The sequence below is a fragment of the Colwellia sp. MEBiC06753 genome, from assembly GCF_053470325.1.
The window spans coordinates 46,041-70,680 of record NZ_JBQMTM010000024.1 but is presented as its reverse complement, the minus strand read 5'-3'; the positions used below and the strand labels follow the sequence as shown (position 1 = coordinate 70,680).

General features: G+C 41.2%; 17 protein-coding genes and 1 pseudogene. 8 read left to right on the top strand and 10 right to left on the bottom strand.

Annotation, left to right across the window (positions count from 1 at the left end):
- Nucleotides 1-162 precede the first annotated feature (162 nt).
- The 4 genes from ACOB82_RS16160 to ACOB82_RS16145 form a co-directional block, all read right to left on the bottom strand.
- On the bottom strand, nucleotides 163-2,793 hold the full coding sequence (locus ACOB82_RS16160; RefSeq protein ID WP_448214023.1) for a TonB-dependent receptor: 2,631 nt from the start codon (nucleotides 2,791-2,793) through the stop codon (nucleotides 163-165).
- Between the two features lie 222 nt (nucleotides 2,794-3,015).
- The gene (locus tag ACOB82_RS16155) at nucleotides 3,016-4,158 is read right to left on the bottom strand and encodes an alpha-hydroxy acid oxidase (RefSeq protein WP_448214022.1); all 1,143 of its coding nucleotides are present in this window, start codon (nucleotides 4,156-4,158) and stop codon (nucleotides 3,016-3,018) included.
- A gap of 9 nt (nucleotides 4,159-4,167) precedes the next feature.
- Nucleotides 4,168-5,100: a 2-hydroxyacid dehydrogenase gene (locus tag ACOB82_RS16150; protein ID WP_448214021.1), complete on the bottom strand. Its 933-nt coding sequence runs from the start codon at nucleotides 5,098-5,100 to the stop codon at nucleotides 4,168-4,170.
- Nucleotides 5,101-5,104: 4 nt separating this feature from the next.
- The gene (locus ACOB82_RS16145; protein ID WP_448214020.1) at nucleotides 5,105-8,587 is read right to left on the bottom strand and encodes an indolepyruvate ferredoxin oxidoreductase family protein; all 3,483 of its coding nucleotides are present in this window, start codon (nucleotides 8,585-8,587) and stop codon (nucleotides 5,105-5,107) included.
- A 97-nt stretch (nucleotides 8,588-8,684) separates the two neighbouring features.
- On the opposite strand from ACOB82_RS16145, the gene ACOB82_RS16140 reads away from it, so the two are divergent.
- Nucleotides 8,685-9,446, top strand: a complete 762-nt coding sequence (locus tag ACOB82_RS16140) for a Crp/Fnr family transcriptional regulator (RefSeq protein WP_448214019.1) — start codon at nucleotides 8,685-8,687, stop codon at nucleotides 9,444-9,446.
- 26 nt (nucleotides 9,447-9,472) lie between these two features.
- On the opposite strand, the gene ACOB82_RS16135 is transcribed toward ACOB82_RS16140, so the two are convergent.
- Entirely contained in the window at nucleotides 9,473-9,643 is a 171-nt protein-coding gene (locus ACOB82_RS16135) for an FAD-binding oxidoreductase (RefSeq protein ID WP_448214018.1), read from the bottom strand.
- 173 nt (nucleotides 9,644-9,816) lie between these two features.
- Here ACOB82_RS16135 and ACOB82_RS16130 point away from each other — a divergent pair, with 173 nt between their 5' ends.
- The 6 genes and pseudogenes from ACOB82_RS16130 to ACOB82_RS16105 all read left to right on the top strand — a co-directional run bounded on the left by ACOB82_RS16130 (nucleotide 9,817) and on the right by ACOB82_RS16105 (nucleotide 17,804).
- Complete coding sequence (locus tag ACOB82_RS16130; RefSeq protein WP_448214017.1) at nucleotides 9,817-11,172, top strand: GntP family permease; 1,356 nt, start codon at nucleotides 9,817-9,819, stop codon at nucleotides 11,170-11,172.
- Nucleotides 11,173-11,421: 249 nt separating this feature from the next.
- Nucleotides 11,422-12,762 (top strand): annotated as a pseudogene (locus ACOB82_RS16125) (lysophospholipid acyltransferase family protein); the annotation flags it as partial.
- Between the two features lie 211 nt (nucleotides 12,763-12,973).
- The gene (locus ACOB82_RS16120; protein ID WP_448214016.1) at nucleotides 12,974-14,059 is read left to right on the top strand and encodes a beta-ketoacyl-ACP synthase 3; all 1,086 of its coding nucleotides are present in this window, start codon (nucleotides 12,974-12,976) and stop codon (nucleotides 14,057-14,059) included.
- Between the two features lie 71 nt (nucleotides 14,060-14,130).
- Complete coding sequence (locus ACOB82_RS16115) at nucleotides 14,131-14,787, top strand: single-stranded DNA-binding protein (protein WP_448214015.1); 657 nt, start codon at nucleotides 14,131-14,133, stop codon at nucleotides 14,785-14,787.
- 129 nt (nucleotides 14,788-14,916) lie between these two features.
- Nucleotides 14,917-17,052, top strand: a complete 2,136-nt coding sequence (locus tag ACOB82_RS16110) for an SHOCT domain-containing protein (RefSeq protein WP_448214014.1) — start codon at nucleotides 14,917-14,919, stop codon at nucleotides 17,050-17,052.
- A 161-nt stretch (nucleotides 17,053-17,213) separates the two neighbouring features.
- Nucleotides 17,214-17,804 carry a TVP38/TMEM64 family protein gene (locus tag ACOB82_RS16105; RefSeq protein ID WP_448214013.1) on the top strand — a complete coding sequence of 197 codons (591 nt, stop codon included), beginning with the start codon at nucleotides 17,214-17,216 and terminating at the stop codon, nucleotides 17,802-17,804.
- Nucleotides 17,805-17,854: 50 nt separating this feature from the next.
- Here the strand turns inward: ACOB82_RS16105 and ACOB82_RS16100 are convergent, their stop codons facing one another.
- Genes ACOB82_RS16100 through ccoG form a run of 3 tightly spaced genes read right to left on the bottom strand, consistent with a single transcriptional unit; the run spans nucleotide 17,855 to nucleotide 20,926 of the window.
- Nucleotides 17,855-18,499, bottom strand: a complete 645-nt coding sequence (locus tag ACOB82_RS16100) for a DsbA family protein (RefSeq protein WP_448214012.1) — start codon at nucleotides 18,497-18,499, stop codon at nucleotides 17,855-17,857.
- Between the two features lie 10 nt (nucleotides 18,500-18,509).
- Nucleotides 18,510-19,487, bottom strand: coding sequence for a serine/threonine protein kinase (locus tag ACOB82_RS16095; protein ID WP_448214011.1), 978 nt, complete (start codon nucleotides 19,485-19,487; stop codon nucleotides 18,510-18,512).
- Nucleotides 19,487-20,926, bottom strand: coding sequence for a cytochrome c oxidase accessory protein CcoG (gene ccoG, locus ACOB82_RS16090; RefSeq protein WP_448214010.1), 1,440 nt, complete (start codon nucleotides 20,924-20,926; stop codon nucleotides 19,487-19,489). The genes ACOB82_RS16095 and ccoG overlap by 1 nt, the downstream gene beginning before the upstream one ends.
- A 128-nt stretch (nucleotides 20,927-21,054) precedes the next feature.
- Here ccoG and ACOB82_RS16085 point away from each other — a divergent pair, with 128 nt between their 5' ends.
- Nucleotides 21,055-21,411: a hypothetical protein gene (locus ACOB82_RS16085; protein WP_448214009.1), complete on the top strand. Its 357-nt coding sequence runs from the start codon at nucleotides 21,055-21,057 to the stop codon at nucleotides 21,409-21,411.
- On the opposite strand, the gene ACOB82_RS16080 is transcribed toward ACOB82_RS16085, so the two are convergent.
- Entirely contained in the window at nucleotides 21,388-23,685 is a 2,298-nt protein-coding gene (locus ACOB82_RS16080) for an FdhF/YdeP family oxidoreductase (RefSeq protein ID WP_448214008.1), read from the bottom strand. The genes ACOB82_RS16085 and ACOB82_RS16080 overlap by 24 nt on opposite strands.
- Nucleotides 23,675-24,604 carry a formate dehydrogenase accessory sulfurtransferase FdhD gene (gene fdhD / locus ACOB82_RS16075; RefSeq protein WP_448214007.1) on the bottom strand — a complete coding sequence of 310 codons (930 nt, stop codon included), beginning with the start codon at nucleotides 24,602-24,604 and terminating at the stop codon, nucleotides 23,675-23,677. The genes ACOB82_RS16080 and fdhD overlap by 11 nt, the downstream gene beginning before the upstream one ends.
- Between the last annotated feature and the right edge of the window lie 36 nt (nucleotides 24,605-24,640).

The window sequence follows — 24,640 nt, the reverse complement described above, 5'->3', positions numbered from 1 at the left end:
ATTAATGACATCTAGGGCTTGAGAAACGAGCATAAAAAATCCGATAAACAATGTTTATCGGATTTTTACATACTCAGAAGATCGTTCAATTGATCTGTAAATAAATGCCTAACTGATCGGTATTAGCTCTGATGAGCCGTTTTATTGCACTTAATTTAGAAATTAATACCAGTTGTACTGGAAAGTAACTCCATAGGTTGCTCCCTTTCCAGGGTATTTAGCATACATTTCATTATTTTTTACTGCAGTAGTGGTATAAAATTCATCAGTTAAGTTGCGAGCCCAAGCATAAACTTGCCAATAATCCGACTCTACACCAAAGCGTGCATTAATAATTTTATAGCTCGGATTTACAAAGCGCTTGTCAAACGAATACGGTTGTGAATCTATAACGACTTCATAGGGTGCCCCTTCGAAGTCAGATACCGCAATAGTTTGAGATTTGTTACTTTCAAAATCTGCGTGTGATTCACTAGAATAGGAAAGATCTGAGGCTGCAAATATTATCAAACCACTGTCCAACTCCCATTCATATTTAGCAGTAAGGTTTGCTTGAAATTCTGCAGCGAAAGGCAATGGAGAACCAGCAAGATCAATATATTGTCCTGGTTGATTAAATCCTATACCTTCAGTTATTTCTGTGTCCAACCAACCTACTGCCGCGGCTATAGTCAACCCGTCAGTAGCTAACCACTGGGCATCAAATTCCAAACCAGAGACCTTAGACTCGTCAACATTGCTTAAAGTAAAAGAGGTGCCAAATACGGGGATGATTTTTTTAGTTAACAACTGCTTGTCTTTATAATCATAGTAAAAAGCTGCACCATTAAATCTCAAGGTATTTTCCGCCAGCGTCGATTTAAAGCCGATTTCGTAAGCATCCAATTGCTCCTGCACGACAGGTATCAACTGTGTATCCGTAAGTGCGGCCAATGAAGGAAAACTACCAGCTTTGAAGCCTCTGCTGTACGACGCATATACTGAGACGTTGTTATCAATTTCATAATTAGCAGCTAAGCGCCATGACAATGAGTCTTCTTTCAACGTATCCTCTACAACACCACTCATTTGATCAGCAGTGGCAAAATTAGTAACAGTTACACAGCCACCTGAATTATACCCATCGCCAGCAACTAAACTATTATTCTTCCCGCCATAAAAAAATGCATTCATAAGTGCTGCGGCACCACCATCGACATCTCTTGTACAACCAGCGTATTCAGCTTTATCTTCTGAGTAGCGTAGGGCTGTAGTTACTGTGAGTTCATCTGACAGTAACCAGTCAATATTAACAAAAGCGGCAACGGTTGAGGTTTTCTGATTAATATCATTTTCAACCATATTAAAGCCATAACCAGGTAGCGGTAAAATATTGACATTACTTGCTAAACCAAAGTCTTGCTGCGTTTGGTAATCAACTTCACTGTCACTATAATAAACACCAGCTATCCAAACTAAGTCATCTAATACTTCTGTAATACGTATTTCTTGCGAAAATGCGTCTATCTCACCATTTTGATATACATAATCAGCCGTCACATATTCAGAATCTGGTGCGTTTGCATATTTACCTCTAAGAAAGCCCTCATAACCTATACTCAATGCGCCACCAGTCAGCGCACTTGTTGTTGCGAGCAAAACCGGTTGTAACGGATTATTTTTAATCTCGCCAACAGTAACACCTTTAAAGCCTGTTCTTTCATATTCAGAACCATTATCTTCGAAAGAAGAAAAGCCTGTTAATGACGTCAACGTCATTGTGCTTGAGAGATCATGTTCAATTTTAAGAGATACTGCTACAGACGATTGATCCACTGCGGGTGTTCTACCTTCTGTCCAATCTGCTGCTTGAGGGTCGTTTAACAAACTTGTAAAGTGTTCCGGATTGCCTTCAGTGTTTAGCTGTGATCCAAATACCGATGAAGCAAATGGCAGGCCACCAGCTGCACCAGGCACATAGTCAAAATTTTGTGGTGCTAATGTTTCAGACTTATCTTGCACATACATGACAGAAAGCAGTGCTTCGGTTGCCGAGCTTAAGTCGAAAGAAAGGCTGCCGCGCATTGCCAATTTGTCTTCGCGCCCTAATGTTTCATCTCTAGAGATACTTTCTTGCCATCCTTCACCGGAATCAACTTTCTTAACCGCAAAGCGCCCTTTGATACCGTCGGTTAATTCCCCGGTCACAAAAGCTTCTGTAGATATCGTGTCATAAGACGCCAAACTTACCGTTACACTAGACTCAAAAAAGTCTAAAGGTTTTCCGGCGATATAATTTACAGCACCAGCCGTAGAGTTTCTGCCATACAAAGTGCCTTGTGGCCCTTTTAGCACTTCAACCCGTTCAATATCAACATTTAATCCTTTTGTCATTATTGGAAATGGTATCGATATTTCATCAACATAAACACCAACTGTAGAAGTAGCTTGTGCACTAGATTCATTAAATCCAACACCTCTTAACGTGTATACTGGGGGGCCAAATGCTGTATCACTGAAGTTAAAGCCTGGTACAGCATTTGCCAAATCACTGGTATCTTCAATGCCGAGTTCCTTAAGATCATTGGCATTAAATGCCGAAATGGCCATTGGCACTTCATTTATCGATTGAGAACGTTTTTGTGCTGTTACGCTAATTACTTCAAATTCTTTCTTCTCTGTGTCTTGTGCAGCAACTATGGTTGGCAATAGAGTGCCGGACAAGATCGCGGCACTAACTATATAAGGCCTTGTCAAAGCGAGCTTAATCGCGCTAGATAAGGGGTTGTTGTAATATTTAAAACTTGTTTTCATCTCGCCTCCGAAATAACAGTTTATTATCATTTTATTAAACACTGTTTTTGTAAGTTAACCATCGCTGTTTTAAGTTGAGAAATCTGTAACATTTGTTCCATCTACAACACATTTACATGTGCTATATATATCAATAGTTACAAAGCAATTGTAGTAGAGAGCAGGGAAGCTACAGGTTATAACTTTAAAGGGGTAAAGCCTTAGGCAGATTCACTATTCACATTACTGTTTGCGGATATAACTAGAATTTATCTCTTTGATATTTGACACTCCAGCAAGCGCCATGGTTCTGATCAATTCAGATTTCAATATGTTGAGCATGCGTTCCACGCCCATTTGACCTCCTGCAGCTAACGCAAACGCGTAAGCTTTACCAATAGAACAGCCATTTGCGCCCAAAGCGAGGGCTTTAAATATGTCACTACCTCGACGAATTCCTCCGTCTACTATAATTTCCATTTGGTCGCCAACAGCTTCTCTGATTTCTGCCACCATTTCAATCGGAGCAGGCGTACCATCTAATTGTCTGCCACCATGATTAGACAACATGATTGCACTGGCACCGATTTCAGCTGCTCGCTTGGCATCTTCGACACTTAAAATGCCTTTAATCACAAAAGGACCCTGCCAAAATGCACACATCTCTTCAGCATCTTTCCAAGAAAGATCAGGCTTAGCGAGCAACGCCATATACTCAAGAAATTTTTTCGCGTCGCTGGAACTTGGTGCATTTTCAAGATTGACTAAATCCCGTCCCCCTGTGAAAAAGTATTTCCAAACCCACACTGGGTGTTTCGCAAACTCAATCATACTTCTAATTGAAAGATCAATTGGAAGTGATAATCCATTGCGATGATCACGTTCGCGATTTCCGAGTGCTGCACAGTCCACGGTTAAAGATAACGCTTTATAACCGGCATCTTTGACTCGCTGCAACAGTCGATATTGAAGTTCTTTGTCGCGCAATGCGTATACTTGAAACATCTTGTCACCCGTCGAGGAAGAAGCGACTTCTTCTAGTGTTCTAGAAGCAAAATTTGACAAAGAAAATATCGTATTCAAGTTAGCAGCCGCCTTTGCTCCGGCCAAATCTGAATCATGATGGAACATCCGAGTATGACCAACTGGCGAAATAAAAAAAGGCATTGCCACATCGCAGCCTAACAATTTGGTTTCGATAGATATGGATGAAACATCGACCAAAGCATTGGGTACAATAGCAAAATCATTAAATTTATCGCTATTGCGCGCGAGGCTTACTTCATCGTCGGCGCCACCTTCTAGGTAATCAAAGGCTGGTAGTGGTAGTTTGCGTTTCGCTTCCTTTCGTAACTCTTCTACGTTAAAACATCGTTTTAGTGACATGAATTTCCCTTACATTTTTATTGCGCTGACCAAAGGTTTGCCTTCTAACAATGCGCATACATTTTCCAGCGCTTTCATCACCATGTTTGTTCGGCACTCATGTGTTGCACTGCCAATATGAGGTGTCAAAGTCACGTTGGAAAGCGCTAAATAACGTTTATCAAGTTCTGGTTCACCTTCAAAGACATCTAACCCTGCAGCAAAGAGTTTTCCTGATCTTAAGGCATCAATGAGGGCATCATCTTGAACTAATGCGCCTCGTCCCGTATTAATCAATACGGCGCCGTCTTTCATATCGGTAATTGTTCGACGATTGATAATATATTTTGTCTCAGGAGTTGAAGGACAGTGTAAGGAAACAATATCAGCTTGTTTTAGAAGTTCTTCCAGCACTTCGCAGTAACTTGCATCGTATAGCGCTTCAGCCTCAGGTTTTCTCGATGGACCGCAATAAACAACCTTCATACCAAAACCTTTGGCGCGTTTGGCGACTGCTTGACCAATTTCCCCAAAGCCTATAATACCCAGCGTTTTGTCATGTATACCTACCCCTGCAGCAGCCATGGGTGCAGACTTACTCCAATCGCCATTTCGTAAAAAACGTTCATTCACCGACAGTTGTCGACAAGCCGACAAGATTAGCGCAAACGCTAAATCGGCCGTGTCCTCCGTGACGACTGGCGTATTCGTCACGGCAATGTTTTTAACTTTGGCGGTATCTATGTCAATATTGTCGATACCAACCGCTATATTGGCGATAAGTTTGACGCTTTTTGGCAATGCTTGAATGAGACTTGCAGGGACTGGATCGACACCAGTCGTTAAATACACTTGAGCGTTGTTAAATACGTCTACGTCCCCGCCATAATGGACTATTTCCACATTTTTTCCGTTAATCATTATCTGTGGTAACGGCAAAGGTCTGGATAAGACAATTTTCATCAGATCACCCCTTAACATTCACTGAAAAACGCTGAGAAAATTCCTTTAATTGTGCAAAGTAATTGTCCATTGCTTTTTCTTTAACGTGTCCAAAGCCCTTGACTTCATTCGGTAAATTGGCAAACTCAATCGCTTTTTGATACTGCTCGTCAATGTGTTCTGCCGAAGCACGTTCTAACGACTTTAAAGCCAGCTTCAATGTATCTTGGTAACTAGCAAGTAATTTGCGTTCTTGTTTACGTTCTTGCGTGTAACCAAAAACATCCCAAACGGTGCCACGTAACCCTTTCAGTTTTGTTAACAATTTAAAACCACTAAACACCCAACTTCCGTACTCTGCTTTAACCGGTAGGCCAGTGCCTTTATTTTTGCGCGCAAGTAATGGCGGCGCTAAATTGAATTTCAATTGATAACCCGGTTCAAATTGTTCATCCAGTTGCTTCTTAAAGTTTGGATCTGTGTATAGACGCGCAACCTCGTATTCATCTTTGTAAGCCATCACTTTTGCTAAGTTTTCCGCAACCGCAAACGTAAGTGCTTGACTACCAAGGTTTAGCTTTGACTCTACCGCTTGTACTTGTTTAACTATCTGCTGATAACGTTCCGCATAAGAGGCATCTTGGTAATCTGTTAATAATTTAACGCGAGTCGTAATTGAATCGTTTAATGACGGAACTTTTTCAACCGTTGTAGGCGCAATTAAAGCCTCGACTTTTGAGCGGTCATGAACAAATAGGCGACCAAGTCTGAATGCCGTTAAATTAAACGGTACGGCAACACCATTTAATTCGATGGCTTTTTCAATCGCTTCAACTGACACTGGTAACACACCTTGTTGAGCAGCGAAACCAACAACAAACATATTGGCTGCAATCGTGTCACCACACAATTTCAGAGCTAGGTTAGTTGCATCCACCAAGTGACAATTTTGTTCATTCACACGGTCTTTTATTTGTTTTTCAATCACTTTATTTTGTACTGAATAATTGCGATTAAACTGGAAGGCAAACGTTGGTGAAACATCAGAGTTACCAATAAATGTCGTTTTATCGGCATTAAAGGTGATGCCTGAATCACCTGATAAGGCGGCAAGTAAGTCAAAGCCAAGTACCACATCCGCCTCTGCCGCACCAATTCGCTGAGCCGAGATGTCAGATGAACTGTTAGCGATACGCAGGTGCGAATACACTGCACCATTTTTCTGACTTAATCCGGTCATGTCATAAATAGAACAGGCTTTTCCTTCCATATGCGCTGCCATGCCAATGACCGCACCAACCGTAATAACGCCAGTACCACCAATGCCCGAGATCATAATTGAGCAAGGGCGATTCACTGCATCAACCACTTGTGTTGCAGGTAACCCATCAAACAGCTCATTACCAAAAGACGCGCCTTGAGTTTTCTTTGGCTCCGCGTCGACAACAGAAACAAACGATGGACAGAAGCCTTTCACACAACTGTAGTCTTTGTTACAGCTAGATTGGTCTATTTGGCGTTTAACGCCCAATGCGGTTGCTTTCGGTTGAATAGATACACACGTAGACTGAACCGAACAATCACCACAATTTTCACAAACCGCATCGTTAATAAACAGACGTTTGTTTGGGTTTTCCATTTTGCCACGTTTGCGACGTCTTCGTTTTTCCGCCGCACAGGTTTGCTCATAGAGCAAAATGGTCACGCCGCTAATTTCTCTCATTTCCTTTTGCACCGCGTCGAGGTCATCACGATGATAGATGTCAATGTTTGAAGGTACTCCCTCCCCTTGGCGATATTTTTCAGGGGCATCACTTACAATGACGCATTTAACTACGCCTTCTGCGGTTACTTGCTTGACTATTTCTTGAGGAGAGATAGGACCATCAATAGGTTGTCCCCCCGTCATTGCGACAGCGTCGTTGTATAATATTTTGTAAGTGATATTTACGTTTGCAGCAACCGCTGCACGTATGGCTAATAATCCTGAATGATAATACGTACCATCACCTAAGTTTTGGAACATGTGTTTGGTATTACTAAAAGGGGCGGCACCCGCCCAGTTAACACCTTCCCCACCCATGTGAACTGGGAATATAGTCGAAGGTCCTTTCAAAACTGCCATGCCATGGCAACCAATGCCAGCCATCGCCATACTGCCATCTGGCAATTTGGTTGAGGTATTATGGGGGCAACCAGAACAAAAGTAGGGCATACGCATCGCAGAAGCTGGAGAAGAGCTTGCTCCCGTCGTTGACAAGGCTAAATCAGAGACTAGTTTTTGATACTGTTGTTCATTCTCTTTTGGCAATATATTAAGTAATTTTAAGCGCTCAACCACAACATCAGCGATCATGATTGGTGTGAACTGGATATCGGATGGCAGAATTTCGTTGTTGTTATTATCGAGCTTGCCAATAATCGTTGGTTGAACATCATGACCATAGAGTGCATTTTTAACTTGGGGCTCTAACATGGCTGTTTTTTCTTCAATAACAGCAAGTTCTTGGTAATCATTGGCGAAGTCTTTTATTCCTTGGGGGTCTAAAGGCCAAACACATCCCACTTTGTAAATACCAATTCCAAGTTGTTCTGCTTGCTCTTGTTTGATGCCAATAGTTTGTAATGCTTGGATCACGTCCTCATAACTCTTACCCGACGTAACAATACCTAACTTCCCTTTGCCCCATTGGCGCTTATCGATATCATTAGCGCGAACAAATTTATGGACAAGGGGTAATCTAATGCGCTTAACGATGACCTCATTTGCTTGTGGATCTACAGAACCACTAAAAATATTGATGTTTTCTTCTTCGTTTCTCTCAGGGCGCACATAAGTAAAATTATCAAAATCTACATCAACTGATTGCGTCTGCTCTACGGTTTCATTGACCGTTTTTAAGCCTACCCAAAGTCCCGTGTAGCGAGACATTTGCCAACCTAACAGACCAAACTTCACTATTTCGTCTACGTTTGACGGGTAAAGAACAGGAATGTTTAACGTTGATAATAAGGGTTCGCTTTGGTTGATGACAGTTGACGACTTGCCAGGGTGGTCATCACCGGCGACTACTAATACACCACCATTTTTGTGACTGCCTGCCGTATTGCCGTGTCGAAGTACATCTGCCGAACGATCAACACCAGGCGCTTTGCCGTACCACATGGAATAAACACCATCACAAGCAGGGTCTGGGAAAAAGTCAATTTGTTGGGTGCCCCAAACTGCCGTTGCGGCTAAATCTTCATTAACTCCTGGCTGAAAAACAACCCCTTGCTCTTTCAAACGGTCCTTTTGTTGCCATAAGGTCATGTCTAACATGCCAAGTGGTGAACCACGATAACCACTAATAAACCCTCGAGTGTTGAGACCTTGTTTAGCATCCAACTCTTTTTGAATTAAAGAGATTCGTGCGAGAGCTTGAGTCCCATTAATAAACACACGACCTTTATTTAATCTAAATTTGTCTTCCAGTGAAACGTCATTCAAAGGTCTTGCCATTGTCATATGATGAGCTCCGATATCTGTAAAAATGATTTATTGAAACTCTGTCAGTGAACAATTGATAATTCTATAACATATGTTACATTGCCACTTAGGACACTTGGCTTTACAATTTAACCAAAAAAACATAATTAAATTCAAAATGATAACTATTCCCAACATGCACAACTGGCGCACTATTTTGCCTACAGAAGCATTAGATGAACTTCAAAACTGTTTAACATTCCATTCTTTTAAAAAAGGCGAACCAATATATTCGTCTGGTGAAGCCGCAGATTGGGGCTATCAAATGATATCTGGAACAGCAAAGCTCAGCAGTTATGACATAGAAGGAAGAGAAGTTATTGTCAGCATTTTGCAAAAAGGCGACTGTTTTGGAGATGTAGGGCTTATTATAGGCGGAAGTAGATCAAACTATGCCACTGCTTGCTCAGATGTTGAATTGAATCAATTGCATAGAAACGACTATTTGAAATTGTGTCGTAAATATCCCGAAGTATCATTTGAAATGAACAAATTTCTATCGCTTCGAATTCGCTATATGTTCAATCAAATTGACGATGCACTTTTGCTACCACTATATGACCGATTGGGTAATATGATTGTAAAAATGGCCATAGCGCGCGGAGAAAAGGACGACTCTGGAAGAACTTTGCTTGTTGATGTTTCGAGAGAAATGCTTGGACAAATGGTGGGAGCAACAAGACAAAGTGTCGGCAGAGAATTAAAAAAAATGTTAGAGGATAATTTTATCGAAATATCTTACGGTAAAATATATGTTGTGGATGTTGATAGAATGATCGAAGCTTTTACCAATATTGTAAGTCATGAACCGTTCATTCCCTCATACCCTAATAATTGAAAAGTAATTAATAATAGAGACTGTCACTAAAACAATTTATTGGGGTTGAGCAGATTTTTCGAATCAAGCGTTTTGATTTGCTGCATTAATGCCAACTCTTCTGTACTTCGAGTCAGCGATAGATAGGGCTTTTTGTCTATCCCAATACCATGCTCAGCAGAAATACTTCCTTCAAACTGCTTTAAAGATTCATACACTAATTGATTGGTATTTGTTTTGGCAGCCTAACTAAGGTCAAAATTATTGAACGGATTATCTCCCATAATTAATTTTTTGTTTGTAACAAATGTTCCAGATTCAACTTCACCAATGTGCGATGTTAAGTTACGTAATACTTTTCAATTAATTGTAGTTTGCAAAAGGTAAATAAATGTCTTTAATCGGAATACTGGTCGCTTTAGCTCTCTTTATTTTTATGGCAATGCGAGGCCTGAGTGTTGTGTTAGCAGCACTAGTTTGCTCTGTCATCGTAATATTTACCAATGGCATGGTGTTTGAAACCGCGATTCTAGAATACTTTCCAACAGGGAAATTAGGTGCATTTACCTTTGCAGGCAAATTTTTCTTATTATTTGTTGCTGGAGCTATGTTTGGGCGAATGATGTCCATAACAGGCGCGGCCAATAGCATAGCCGTTAGCCTTATTAACTTAATGGGAGCAAAACGTGCGTTAATAATAACTGTAATTATAACATCGGTGCTTACGTATGGCGGTGTGGTGCTGTTTGTCGTTATATTTACCATGTATCCTTTAGGGGTCCAATTGTTAGCGCAAGCTAACATCCCGAAGCGATTGTTCACTGGCGCGTTGGCCATTGGTTGCGGTACCTTTACAATGACAGCAATGCCTGGTTCTCCTTCTATTCACAATGTCATTCCCTCTGTTGCATTAGGTACGGATTTATTTGCAGCATCAACTTACGGTTTAATAGCCAGCTTTATCATGGTGTTAATGGGGGTAATGTATTTAGAGAGAGAACGAAAAAAAGCAATTGCCAATGGTGAAACGTTTGAACCTAATGAAAAAGACAATCAAATCTTATCGCAACACGCTGATAGAGCGCTGCCAGGCATACTTTTAGCATTGATGCCAATAATTGTTGTTTTAACCACCATCATTGCTCCTAGAATCATTAAAAGCATGAGTAATACAAGCTATAACTGGGTGGAATATGCAAATTCACAACCGATTATTTGGCCTTGCATTGCCCTGTTTATAGGTATTTTAACTTGTGTATTATTGTTTCCCACAATTCGCTCAAATAGTTTGAGAGAGCTTGGTGTTGGTGCAGAGGATGCAATTATGCCTCTTATTGCTACGTCTGTAGTTATTGGTTTTGGTGGAGTAGTCAGTCATACCGACGTATTTCAAACGTTTACTAATTGGGTAACGACAACAGATATGCCACTGTTACTGTCTGTTTTTGTCGGTGCTAGTGCCATTTCCGCCATCGTTGGTTCTTCGTCAGGTGGATTACAAATATTTATGGGCAGTATGGCTCCATCCTATTTAGAAAAAGGCATTGATCCTGAAATGCTACATAGAATCGCCGCTTTAGCTAGTGGCGGTATTGATAGCCTGCCGCATAGCGGAGCAGTGGTCGCGGTATTGGCTATAACAGGACTAACCCATAAACAAGCCTATAAAGATATAGGTGTACTCACTGTCGTGATTCCAGTCATAGCAACTTTATTCACAATAGGAGCCTATTACTTATTCAACTAAGCTACGCCATAAAAAGAACAAAGTGAATAGCTCGCATTGGTGTTGAAACAGAAAACTGAAAACTGAAAACTGAAAACTGAAAACTGAAAAGTATATTTGTGGGGTTTCTAACTGAAGGATGAATATTATTCAACAACTACTTTAAAAAATATTGAGATGTTTGCCAAGTATCCAGAGATGGGAGTAACTTACGGTGTAAATGTAGAATACAACTGGCTATAATATCATTACATTAGTAATAGTCATGGGCACTATATTCTCGGTGAACATGATAATATGGGGGGTAACACTCCTAAACAAAACCTACAAGCGATTCATCAACACTTGCTTGAAGATAAAGCCATCATAGTATTTCCAGCGGGCGAAGTTTCTAGGTTAAGGCCAAATGGTGTACGCGATCCCAAATGGCATTCCGGATTTTTACGCTTTGCACAAACGACTAAAGCGCCAATTATTCCGGTGTATATACATGCAAAAAATTCTGCGACGTTTTACGGCGTTTCGATGATGTACAAGCCAGCCTCAACCTTATTGCTGGTTAATGAAATGTTTAAACAGCAGCAAAAAGACATTCCAATGCGCATTGGACGCCAAATTGCCTATGACAGCTACAGTAGTAACCAGCTGGATTTAAAAACTAAAACTAAATTATTTAAAAAGCATTTGTACCGCATTAAGTCAAACAAGCCTGATATTTTTCAAACCCAAAGTCCAATCGCGCCTGCCGAAAACCGTAAAGTGCTAAAAGCGGCGATAAAACAATGTGAATATTTGGGTGAAACTGCCGACGGTAAAGTCATCTACCTGCATCGCGCTACTGAAAGTGATGCCATTATGCGAGAAGTTGGCGTATTAAGAGAAATAGCCTTTCGCATGGTTGGCGAAGGTAGTAATTTACGCCACGATATTGATAAATATGATCAACATTATCTACATCTGATTTTGTGGGATAACGAAGAATTAGAAATTGTTGGCGCGTATCGTCTGGCAGATACCAATAAAATCATGCAAAGCCCTGGCATTACTGGCTTATATAGCCATACGCTGTTTGATTATTCTGACAACATGGCACCATACTTGGCACAAGGTTTAGAACTTGGCCGCAGTTTTGTTCAACCAAAATACTGGGGTAAACGCAGTTTAGATTACTTGTGGTACGGCATTGGTGCATTTATGAAGAAATACCCTCACTATCGTTATCTTTTTGGCCCAGTGTCAATAAGTGCGGCATTACCCCATTCAGCCAAAGAGTTGTTAGTGTATTTTTACCAGCTCTATTTTGGCGGTGAACGCGCTATGGCACCGTCACGTTCACCATTTATTTTCAATCAACCTATGATTAAGCAATTGCAAGCACAGTTTAGCGGTGATGATTACGCCAGCGATTTCACCAAGCTTAAACATATGTTAGCGAATATGGGCACGAGTATTCCGACCTTGTACAAGCAATATAGTGAGCTAACCGAAGACGGCGGCGTGACTTTTATCGACTTTGGTGTCGATAAAGACTTTAATGACTGTATCGACGGTTTAGTGTTAGTGGATATCAATTTACTTAAAGCCAAAAAGCGTAAGCGCTACCTTGCTTAACGTTTAGTGTACTATTCGTTATGTTGACTCTGAATTAGCAAGCAATCGACTCCTTTCATATTTAAGGAAAATAGTATTATAAGGTAGCGGCTTCTAAAGCTGTCACTATTAATTACCAGCGACAAACGTATTAATTTGTACAAAAACTTCCCAAGATCGTAACAGGTAAGTAAAATGCACCGCTTATATTGTCGGTTTATAAGTAGCAATCATGAAATATGCAGAAATTACCGGTTGGGGTAAATGTATTCCACCAGCCACCTTGTCGAACGATGATTTGGCCACCTTTGTTGATACCAGCGACGAATGGATCACCAGCAGAACAGGTATCAAAGAACGCCACATTTCACATGTTAACACAGCGGAATTAGCTGCTTTGGCAGCAAAACGCGCAATGGCAGCTGCTGGAATATCAGCGGAAGAAGTTGATTTAATCGCTATTGCCACTTCTTGTCCTGACACTTTGGTACCAAATACCGCATCAAAAGTGCAACAAATTATCGGCGCAAAAAATGCTGCTGCTTTTGATTTAAGCTCAGCATGTACAGGTTTTCTTTACGCATTACAAAATGCAACTGCACAAATCCGCATTGGTGCTATCAATAAAGCCATCGTAATTGGTGCTGAACGCATGAGCTGGTTTATTAACTGGGCTAAGCGTGACACTTGTGTATTATTTGGTGATGGTGCTGGCGCGGTAGTGATTGAAGCAAGCGATACACCTTCAGGCATGATTGAAGCTAAATTAGGTTGTGATTCAGAAGCGCGTGATATTCTAGAAATTTGTGGTTTCGGTACAGACATGGATCGTTACGAAAACCCACCTAAAGCATTAGAAATTGCTTTTGAAGGCCCTGAAATTTTCAAACGTGCTGTGCGGGCTATGGGTCAAGGCGCAGAAACTGTAGTGAGCAAAGCTAATTTAAGCATTGATGACATTGACTTACTTATTCCGCATCAAGCCAACTTACGAATTATTTCAGCACTGCAAAAGCAATTTAAGCTATCAGATGATCAAGTAATGGTAAATATTCAGAAATACGGCAACACGTCTGCCGCAACTGTACCAATTGCTATCTGTGAGGCGCTAGAAGATGGTCGCGTTAAACCAGGTGATAACATTATCACTGCAGCCTTTGGTGCTGGCTTAACTTGGGGGGCTGGCTATATTAAATGGGGTGATCGCGTCACACCAATTAGCGAATGCAAAGATGAATTACCAGCAACCAATAAATCTGCCAAAGAATTATTAGCCACTGCAATAAAACATTGCACTGCTACAGTAGAAAACAATTAATCAATTGTATTATCTATGTTCTAATAAAAAGCTGCTTATGCAGCTTTTTTTATTAACCTAATTATCAAATTATGCCGATACCAACTCCCGCTGAACAAAAACACCAACTTTGTAATGTCACCTTGCTGGGCAACTTAGTAGCTAAGCCCGAAATTCGGTATTTGGCCAACCCTCTACTTGCGGTAACAGATATCTTAGTGGCCACCACACATCGTTGGAAAGACAAAAACCAACAACAAAAAGAGTGGACTAGCTATCATCATGTCAAAGTAGTCGGCGAATTAGTTGAGCAATATTTATTACATGCACAAAAAGGTGACATTGTTTTAGTCAATGGTTATCTGGCCAATAATAAAACACAGCCCATTGAGATTATTCACGCTACTGCTATCGAACATTTCGCTAAAGGTTATACATTAAATATTAACCAAATTACTTGCAGCGCGACCATTTGTTCTGAAGTAAAGCTGGTGACAACGGACTACAACCAAACGTTAGCCAGCTTCAACGTTGCCATCAGCCATCAAGCAATCGCTGAACACAAAGGCACTATGATGTTGCACAAAGTTACTAGACCCGTCCAACTTTGGGGCAAACAAGGACAATACATTGCTGAACATGCAAAACCAGACGATAATATCATCATAGAAGGGCGACTAAGCTATAGTCAAAACCAGCAGAAATCTCAACAAATTGATGCAACTAGCATCCATTTATTTGCGAAGTAACTTCAAGACAATGATTGTAATTTAACAACTAAACGATATGATGAAGTTTGGCATATATAGCTAGCGCTATTTGCTAGGAACACGTCAATTAGACTAAAAGAAAGGACGCGAAAACGCATTACAAATAATATGACTAACCTGCGTAATTTACTATTGCTAATACTGGTGCTAGCTAGTTCATTAAGCGCTCAGGCCTATCAAATAACCATTGAAAAGCTGAGCTCCTTACCTACGAATGTCGCCGACTCCCTAGTAAATATTATTCCGGTTAAAAAGCGCGCCCAACATTATTTAATTCCGGCAAATACTGGCCGTATTTATCTGTATAACTTCTCCTCAGAAGCTGCTAACCAGCACGCCACGGAAAATGAAAATAACGCCAGTAATATAGTATTTGATGCCAGCACCTTATTTCCCCATTTTGTAAGTTTAACTGCGGTCACACCGCACCCTAATTTCACATTGCGCGATCAAACCGGTTATTTAACCATTTACACTGCTCATATTGAACAACTAGATACCAGCAGAAAACGCTTACGGGTCGCAGATAAGCAAGTACCAACTGAAGATATTATTGCCGACATTGTCATTAATGAATGGCAATTAGAGCCTGAATTGCATGTAAACGTCGCCAGTCAACGGGAAATTATTCGAATTGGGATTCCTGACCTATCAACCACCATTAACCATCTAGCGTTTAATCATGCCGTTAAAATGTGGCATGAGGACTTTGGTGAACTTTATATTGGCCTAAATAAAAGCCTAAGCTACACCGAACGACCGCTATACTCTGGCGCTATTTTGCGTATTGACCCGAAACGATTCGGTCTAAGAAACTATACTGTGCCAGCCAAGAACCCTCATCTGCAAGCCAGCGATATTAACGATGAAATTCTAGGCTTTCAGTTTGGTGATATTGCGAGTTTTGATTGGTCAGGAAAAGAGCCTAATGTCTTGATCATTGATCACAAGCCGCAGAACCAGCGACAAATTGCTAGTTTCAATCTAATAAACGCCAAACAAAATCAGCCTCAAGTTATCGCCACCTTAGGTGAAGTAACACCAATACCACATCAAATGTTGAAGTTTAGCGGCACCCAGTTCTCTCAGTTAAGCGGTGCATTGCTCGTTAGCAGCCAAGTCAATAAACGATGGCAGGTAATGACGGTGCAGCCCAATATAGATAGCCAGATTGCGACCTTTTGGCCTTTAGATAGTGATCAAGCACCGCAAATTTTTAGTGATCATTTTCAAAGCCCGTTAATTTTTGATCGCAGCAATCGCGCCATTTCCACGCTAGTCAACATAGCGATACCAGGACAAGACACAACTGAATCATTTAATGAACAGCAAGAAGGAGCAACTGAAGAAATTATTGTACTCGCTATTTTACTTGGCGCACTGCTTTGGGCAGCATCAAAGGGGCTTAAATTTATCTTAAAACAAAAGATGTCGATATCCCGCTTCTACCACAGCCAACACACGCACTTTGACGTGGTGGATAATGGCAAAATCATCCATATTTTTGATTATCACCAAACCACACCGTGCAAAGTAATAGATGCCGCCAATATTCAGTCAATGACAATCAAGTTAACTAACCAAACAATTGCTGAAATATCTAATGAAAGCCTTATGAATAATGCCATTGAAGAAAAGATACGTGCTGCATTTAATGCTGAAAAGCGTGAAAAAATGGTACCAAATAAGTTACGGCATATTCAGCTGATATTTACCCAAAAAGGTAGCGAAGAAACTAGCGTTTCGCTTTATTTGAGAAAGGGCGATCACCGCATTTCTAAAGCCAACTATCAAATGGTTATTGAGCAAATTATTGATACCTTCTGGCAACTACTTCCCAATACATCTCAAACCCGAGAGCACTCGCAGCATACAACCATAGTCAACAAATCTCGGCCTATCAAAGCTAAAATTAGACGACTGAATCAAGTAAGGCGTTCGCCACTTGACGAAAGTAGCGCTGGAAATTCAAGTCAAAATGAGAGTGTAAAAGCTAAGCTTACACCAACCAGTCAAGCACCTAACAAAGCGGCTACTCAAGCACCTAACCAAGCGACAACGCCTGAAGCGGTTATCCCTAACGCCACAGTAGAAAATGCAATAAATAACACAGTAAATAACGCTCAGATTGATGCACAGCTGGTGGAAGCATTGGATAAATTAGTTAATTTACGAAAGCAAAACTTTTTAACCGACATCGAGTTTGAACAAGCAAAAGCGAAACTACTTAAAGGGTTAAAGTAGTTGTAGTAACTTTACCTCTATCGCTACCAAGCGCATCAATAAGAGCACTGCTATTAGCGCTGCTATCACTGCACCTATCAGGGCATCGATTACTCAAGCTAGTGGCACGGTAATTAAAATAGGTATAATGTCGAACTGCGCTTTAATTATCGCCTGATAGGATGTGCTTTATTTTAGATCCGATATTAAATTGGCTAATCAATAACCCTTGGTTTAGTCAAAAACCACAAGGCTACTTGTTACTTTTAATGACGTTAAGTGTCGCCACAAGCATTGGCTTGCCAAGGCAATTAGCGGCATTTAGTGCAGGTATGTTGTGTGGCGCTGTTTACGGGTTTTTCATTGCTTTAACTGCTACCGTATTTGGCTGTACCCTCACAGCCATTACCGCTCGTTACTTGTTGGCTAACTGGCTTAAAAGGAACTTCCAACAAAAAGCCCAAGTAGTTCATCAATTTTTAGCTAGCGATACTTTTATTAAAGCGCTGGTTATTCGCATATTACCGTTAGGCAGTAATTTTTTAACCAATATTATCGCAGGGGCAACGCGCATTAAGCTTCGCCCTTATGTACTGGGGTCAGCCATTGGCTTTATCCCACAAATGGTCATATTTAGTTTAATCGGCAGCGGTATCACCATTGCCAAAGAACAACAGCAAGAGCTAACGCTAAGCTTGTTAATTATTGCGCTAATACTAATTGCCATGCTGTGGCTAAAACCTAAGATAAAAAAAAGGCTTAGTTCTCAATAAAATGAAAACTAAGCCTTTATTAATTTATTCTTACTTGTGTGCTTATGTACTTAGCTAGCTTTATCTAATGTCAGTAAATGCTTTACTAAGTTAATATAGTCTTGCTCAAAGTTGTCGCGATCTAATTTATCAACATTAATGCGGTATTTACCGTTAACCACAACAGTTGGAACGCCAGTTAGCGCGCGCTTCTTCACTAAATCGTTTTGCATTTTTTGCATTAGTTTTGCTTTGCTGTTTACGCTAAAGCTATTAAACGCCTTATCAAATGCTTCTCCGTCAACGCCATTAAGCACAAAGATATTACGTAAATCTTTTGGCTCAGTGATCGCACCACGTTGTACTTGTAAGTAGTTAAATATTGCCGCAGCCATTGGTTCTTCAACATCTAACTGCTGAGCTGTTGCTAGCGCTTTAGTGATCATAAATTGAACTTCTGGCGTAGCGAAACGTAGAAAATCAACGTGATTGCGCTCAAACTTTACCCCTTCTGGTAAGTTCTTTTTAACATTGGCAAAGAAAGACTCAAAGCGTAAACAATGTGGGCAGTAAAACGAGAAATATTCACGCACTTCCGGCTTCTTTGATAGCTGCTCGTCAACTTTAGTGTATTGCTGACCTTCAACATAATTAGCAGCCATGGCCGCAACCGGCATAAACATAGCAATCATTAAACTTACAATAAACTTCTTCATTATTATTCCTTTACGGTATCAAACTGAGCGGTGGCTGGGTTAACGCTGCATGTTGCTCTTTTAAGGTAAGCACTTGCTGTTCCCAATATTTTTCGGTGTTAAACCAAGGGAAGTTACGAGGAAACGCAGGATCACTCCAACGCTTACTAAGCCACGCGATATAATTCACTAAACGCATTGTACGTAAAGATTCTATCAGTGCAAGTTCACTAGTATCAAATGAAAAGAACTCTTCATAACCGCAAAGCATGGTATCTAATTGTAACAATTGTTGTTGGCGGTCACCGGAAAGCATCATCCATAAGTCTTGAATTGCAGGTCCTTGTCGACAATCGTCTAAATCAACAAAGTGTGGCCCCTGTTCATCGCGCCATAAAATATTGCCAGCGTGACAATCGCCATGCAGCCGTATTTGGGTTGTAGGTTGATATTGGCCTTGAGCAATTTCAATCACTTGATCAAGTACGGTAAAAAATGCCGAAGTTAAACTTGCTGGAACAAACTGGCTATTAACTATGGTTTGACGGGCATCAATTAACAGTTCTTGGGTATTAAAACTTGGGCGTTGACTAAACGATTTTTGCGCACCAACGGCGTGTATTCGGCCAACAAATCGTCCCATCCATTCGAGTTGGTCAAGGTTATCCACTTCAAAGATACGACCTCCTCGACAGGGATATAGCGCGAAATAATAGCCTTGGTGCTCAAAAATACTTTGACCATCAATCACCAAAGGTGCAACAACGGGTAGTTCATTTTCAGCAAGCTCTAGCGCAAAATCGTGCTCTTCTTGGATTTGAGCAAGTTGCCAGCGCTGAGGTCGATAAAACTTGGTGACAAAGCGCTGTTTATTCTCGTCTTGAAACTGGTAAACCCGGTTTTCATAACTATTTAGTGCTAACAACCCTGATTCAGCATAACAACCTATGGTTTCTAGGCCATCTAAGATTAAATCAGGGGTCAGTGATGAAAAGTCAAAAACCGCCATTAACGTTTCTTAAAGAATCGGCTGTCATGGGTTAATCGCACATCACTGCCTTCTTCTGCCAATTCCACTACAAAGGTAATATCGGTCATATAATTTTTTAACTCATACGGATCAACGGCGACACTGATCGGCAACGTATAAACAGAAGCTGCTTTAACAAACACTTCGCTGTCACCAATCCACTTGGCATTTTCAATACCTTCCACCGATAAGCGATAGGTATTATCCGTTTGCGATTTATTCAGAATTTTCAACGTATAAACGTTTTCAATTTCACCATTAAAGTTTTCTCGAGCCAGCTCATTACGATCACGAATAATATCTAATGAAACCGGCACGCGATTGATAATTTCATACCCTAGCAAGCTGGTCATAATGACTAATAACAAGGCATAGCCAATTAATTTACCACGGACAATATGAACTTCTTTACCTTGTAATTGGTGCTCTGTGGTATAACGAATTAGTCCTTGTGGGTAATTCATTTTTTCCATCACGCCATTACAAGCATCAACACAAGCGCCGCAGTTTATGCACTCATATTGCAAACCGTTACGAATATCAATGCCAGTCGGGCAAACCTGCACACATAAATTACAGTCAATACAGTCTCCTAAACCTAAGGCTTTGGGATCTTGTTTACGACCGCGCGCCCCACGACTTTCACCGCGATTGTAATCGTAAGAGACTGTTAGCGTATCTTTATCAAACATTGCCGATTGAAAACGCGCATAAGGACACATATGCAAGCACATCACTTCACGCATCCAGCCAGCATTGCCATAGGTACAAAAGGCAAAGAACCAAATCGCTATGGTTGCCGTGATAGTTGCCTGAAACGTGAAGAATTCAACAAACAGTGTGCGAATCGGCGTGAAGTAACCGACGAAGGTAATTGCAGTTAGCAACGCAAAAAACAGCCAACAGAAATGTTTTAATGCTTTTTTTCTAAACTTATCTGCATCCATCGGTTGGGCATCAAGCTTTTTACGTTGATTAGCCGAACCTTCTATTTTCTCTTCAAACCAAATAAAAATGAAAGTCCACACAGTTTGTGGGCACAGATAGCCACACCAAACCCGCCCCAAAAATGTGGTAACAAAAAACAGTAAAAACGCCCCAAGAATAAATAACCAAGCCAGCAGCGTTAAATCTTGTGGCCACAATGTTAAGCCCCAAATATTAAAGCGCTGTTCAGTAATATCGAACAATACCGCTTGGTGACCATTGAAACTAATCCAAGGGATCGCCGCGAATAAAATCAGAAAGACAAAATTCATTTTTTGCCTTAATTGCTGGAAAAAACCCGTGACTTTACGCACATAAATTTGATCACGGGGATTGTATTGTTCCTGCCGTCCCGATTTCGGCTGATGAATTTCAACGTTTTTAACTGGAATAACTTTAGGGTTATCAATTTTTTTATTGTCTTCACTCACACTAAACCTTTGCCCTGCGGATATATACGTAACTTTTATTAAATGATTTACGCAATGGCACCGTCTTTATTTTATTCTTGATGAAAATTTGATTATGCTAACGCTAATTCAACATTATATGACAAGCCATGAAAAATTTATTGATCTTAATCGTCTTTGCCGCTGTTTTTCTTCATTTTTATCCGCAACCGGAAGTAACAAAATTTTATGAAGAACAAAAAGCCAATCTTTTAGCCATGTTCTCAGATGCAACTGACACCAGTGTTCGTTTGCGCTCAGCCAAAATATATGAAGATTTAGAGCCTAAATTTAACACCTTTCGTGAAGATGAAATCAACCACTTGAAAGCCATTACTGAGTCGCGAAAAACGGTAAAAGAATTTTACGACAATTATTGTAATAAAAGCGTTGGCGAACCAATTTTTCACCCAACTAATCAAAAATTGGTTTGCAGCACCATATCAAAATATGCGGGCTTGCTGTAACGACTTTTCCACAACAATTGCAATTGATTTTGACGTGGGGGTAAAACTACCATCACCAACACTCGCCAGTGGTACAAGCGGATTAGCCTCAGGAAAATACGCCGCCGTATTGCCCTGAGGTATATCGTAAGGCACTAATTTAAAGCCGGTCACTTTTCTGTTAACTTCATCAGGCCACAGCGATTCAATATCCACTAACTCACCTTCAGTTAAGCCCAGCGCATCGATATCCTGCGGGTTCATCAGCAAAACTTCTCGCTCGCCGCTAATACCGCGATAGCGATCTTCAAAACCATAAATTGTCGTGTTGTATTGGTCGTGAGAACGCAATGTTTGTAAAGTAAATATTCGATTTTTCGTTAATGCCCGAATAGAAGCAGGCACTACACTTTCGGGTAAAGCATTCGCTTTAAACTCAGCCAGCTTACTCGGCGTTTGCCACAACCACTCGGCAGCACTGTTACCTAAATAAAAGCCGCCCGGTGAATCAATACGATTATTCATGTCGTGAAACGCTGGTAACGTCTGAGCAATATAGTGACGAATTTGATCATAATCTCTAACGACATTCAGCCAATCGATAGGGTGTTTACCTAGTGTTGCTTGCGCTATGCCCGCGATAATAGCAGGCTCTGAGCGCATATCGGCAATATCATTGTCAATGACGCCAGCAGAGGCATGCACCATAGAAAATGAGTCTTCAACAGTAACTCGTTGCGGGCCACATTCGGTTAGGTCAACATCGGTTCGACCTAAGCAAGGTAAAATAATCGACTGTTTACCGGGAGTCACATGAGTGCGATTAAGTTTAGTGGCAATATGCACGGTAAGCTGACAATTCTGCATTGCCTGCTTGCTTAATACAGTATCTGGGGTTGCGGCAACAAAATTACCCCCTAAGCCAACAAACACTTTACTGTCGCCAGAAAGCATCGCGGCAATCGCTTGCACAGTGTTGTGTCCAGGCTCTGTCGGCGGCGTAAAATCAAAAACCTCTGCTAAGGCTTGTAAAAAACCCGATTCCGGCTTTTCATTAATGCCCATGGTTCTGTCGCCCTGCACATTCGAATGACCACGAACGGGACATAGACCTGCGCCAGGTTTACCTATCTGACCAAACAACAATTGTAGGTTAGTGATTTCCTGAATTGTGGCCACCGAGTGTTTGTGCTGAGTAATACCCATCGCCCAAGTGATAATCACTCGATTGGCTTGTTGATAAATATCTGCCGCTTGCTCTATTTGTGTTTGAGTTAAGCCAGATTGCTGCTCTATTAGTGGCCAATCAGTCGCTCTTACTTCGGTTAAATAGTCCTCTAGGCCAGTGGTATTAGCATCAATAAAAGCTAAGTCAAATAACGCTTTACCATGCGCTGCTGCCGCTTGATGTCTGGCATCTAACACTTTCACCATGCCACGGACCACCGCCATATCGCCGCCTAGGTTTGGCTGGAAATACTGACAGGAAATGGGCGTACCTTGTCCTGAAAGCATTTCCACTGGCGATTGCGGATTGGTAAACCGCTCTAAGCCGCGTTCTTTCAATGGATTGAAGGTAACAATTGAAGCGCCACGCCGCGCAGCATGGCTTAAAGTATCGAGCATACGAGGGTGGTTTGTGCCGGGGTTTTGACCAAAAATAAAGATAGCATCGGCTTGCTCAAAATCTTTAATGGTCACTGTGCCTTTACCAATCCCAATCGATTGTTTAAGCGCAACACCACTAGCTTCATGACACATATTCGAGCAATCAGGAAAGTTATTAGTTCCAAAGGCGCGAACAAAAAGCTGATAAATAAATGCCGCTTCATTACTCGCTCGACCCGAGGTATAAAATTCTGCTTGATTGGGGCTTTCCAGCGCATTTAATTCAGCTGCAACTGTATCAAACGCTTGTTGCCAAGAAATCGGCTGGTAGCGATCACTGGTTTGATCATAAGCTAATGGTTGCGCTAAACGTCCTTGATATTCTAAAAAATAATCGCTTTGCTTACTGAGCCATGCAACACTGTGCTCAGCAAAAAAACTGGCCGATAATTTTTTGCCCGTTGCTTCCCAATTCACTGCCTTCGCACCATTTTCACAAAAACGAAAACGGCCAGGTTCATCTTTTTCACCCCAAGCGCAGCCAGGGCAGTCAAAACCGTGATCTTGATTGGTTTTTAGCAAGGTTTTAATATTTTTCGCGACATTTTCACTTTTAAGCAAATGCTTGGCGGTGCTGGCTAACGCCCCCCAACCACCGGCTGAGCCTTGATATTTTTTATAACTCATCGTTCACCTGCATCACTTTAATTCGATATTCACCGCAATAAATATTGGCCTGATTAGTTTTAACAAAACCGATCAACGTTTGGTTAAACTGCTGTGCAGTTTTAATTGCTAAATCCGACGGGGCGCCAACCGCAACAATCGTATTAATACCCGCAACCACTGCCTTTTGCACTAATTCAAAGCTAATGCGTCCACTTAACACCAATACACATTGCTGAAGATCTTGCTGAGATTGCAACTGCTGGCCAATCACTTTATCTACCGCATTGTGTCTGCCAACATCCTCTGCGATAAAACGTAACTTTCCTGCCTGCCAAATTGCTGCGCCATGTGAGCCACCCGTTCGTTGAAAAAGCGGTTGGGCATTCGCTAATAACGCTGGCATTTGAATAATTTGACCCGAAGATAACCAAGGAGGTTCCGGTGAAAATGCTTGATAGCGATTAGCCAACAGCTTTAACTGGCTTTGTCCGCAAACACCACACCCTGAATGACTCGCAAAAACTCGCGATAGCGCCGACCAGTCTGGAGTTATACTGGCATCTAAAGTAACTTCAGCAACGTTTTCCTCATCCATGGTCAGCTTTGCAACATCAGCAATCGACGTTATTACCCCTTGGGTTAACAAATAGCCTAACACTAACGCTTGATCTTGCCCCGGTGTTCGCATGATTACCGCCAAAGATTTACGCTGCCACCCTTGCTGATTTTGCTGTTGCTTCTGTTGTTGAGCGTTATCAAGCCAATGCAACCAAATTTGTAATGGCTGCTCACTGGCAATGTCATCGAGTGACGCCTTAGTTAATTGCCAAAGTTGAGTGTCAGCAGCAGCTTCCTTGCTGTTTGGTTTAGCTTCTGTCACATGTTTCTTCATGACTTTTTTAGCTAACTGGCTGGAGGACTGTGCTACTGATTTCATAGGTTTACTTATTTCTTATTTCCGCTATTTTTGCGG

Excerpts from the sequence above, each read along its gene's own strand:
- ACOB82_RS16160 (WP_448214023.1), bottom strand. The coding sequence starts at position 2,793 with ATGAAAACAAGTTTTAAATATTACAACAACCCCTTATCTAGCGCGATT.
- ACOB82_RS16155 (WP_448214022.1), bottom strand. The coding sequence starts at position 4,158 with ATGTCACTAAAACGATGTTTTAACGTAGAAGAGTTACGAAAGGAAGCG.
- ACOB82_RS16150 (WP_448214021.1), bottom strand. The coding sequence starts at position 5,100 with ATGAAAATTGTCTTATCCAGACCTTTGCCGTTACCACAGATAATGATT.
- ACOB82_RS16145 (WP_448214020.1), bottom strand. The coding sequence starts at position 8,587 with ATGACAATGGCAAGACCTTTGAATGACGTTTCACTGGAAGACAAATTT.
- ACOB82_RS16130 (WP_448214017.1), top strand. The coding sequence starts at position 9,817 with ATGTCTTTAATCGGAATACTGGTCGCTTTAGCTCTCTTTATTTTTATG.
- ACOB82_RS16120 (WP_448214016.1), top strand. The coding sequence starts at position 12,974 with ATGAAATATGCAGAAATTACCGGTTGGGGTAAATGTATTCCACCAGCC.
- ACOB82_RS16115 (WP_448214015.1), top strand. The coding sequence starts at position 14,131 with ATGCCGATACCAACTCCCGCTGAACAAAAACACCAACTTTGTAATGTC.
- ACOB82_RS16110 (WP_448214014.1), top strand. The coding sequence starts at position 14,917 with ATGACTAACCTGCGTAATTTACTATTGCTAATACTGGTGCTAGCTAGT.
- ACOB82_RS16105 (WP_448214013.1), top strand. The coding sequence starts at position 17,214 with ATGTGCTTTATTTTAGATCCGATATTAAATTGGCTAATCAATAACCCT.
- ACOB82_RS16100 (WP_448214012.1), bottom strand. The coding sequence starts at position 18,499 with ATGAAGAAGTTTATTGTAAGTTTAATGATTGCTATGTTTATGCCGGTT.
- ACOB82_RS16095 (WP_448214011.1), bottom strand. The coding sequence starts at position 19,487 with ATGGCGGTTTTTGACTTTTCATCACTGACCCCTGATTTAATCTTAGAT.
- ACOB82_RS16085 (WP_448214009.1), top strand. The coding sequence starts at position 21,055 with ATGAAAAATTTATTGATCTTAATCGTCTTTGCCGCTGTTTTTCTTCAT.
- ACOB82_RS16080 (WP_448214008.1), bottom strand. The coding sequence starts at position 23,685 with ATGAGTTATAAAAAATATCAAGGCTCAGCCGGTGGTTGGGGGGCGTTA.
- fdhD (WP_448214007.1), bottom strand. The coding sequence starts at position 24,604 with ATGAAATCAGTAGCACAGTCCTCCAGCCAGTTAGCTAAAAAAGTCATG.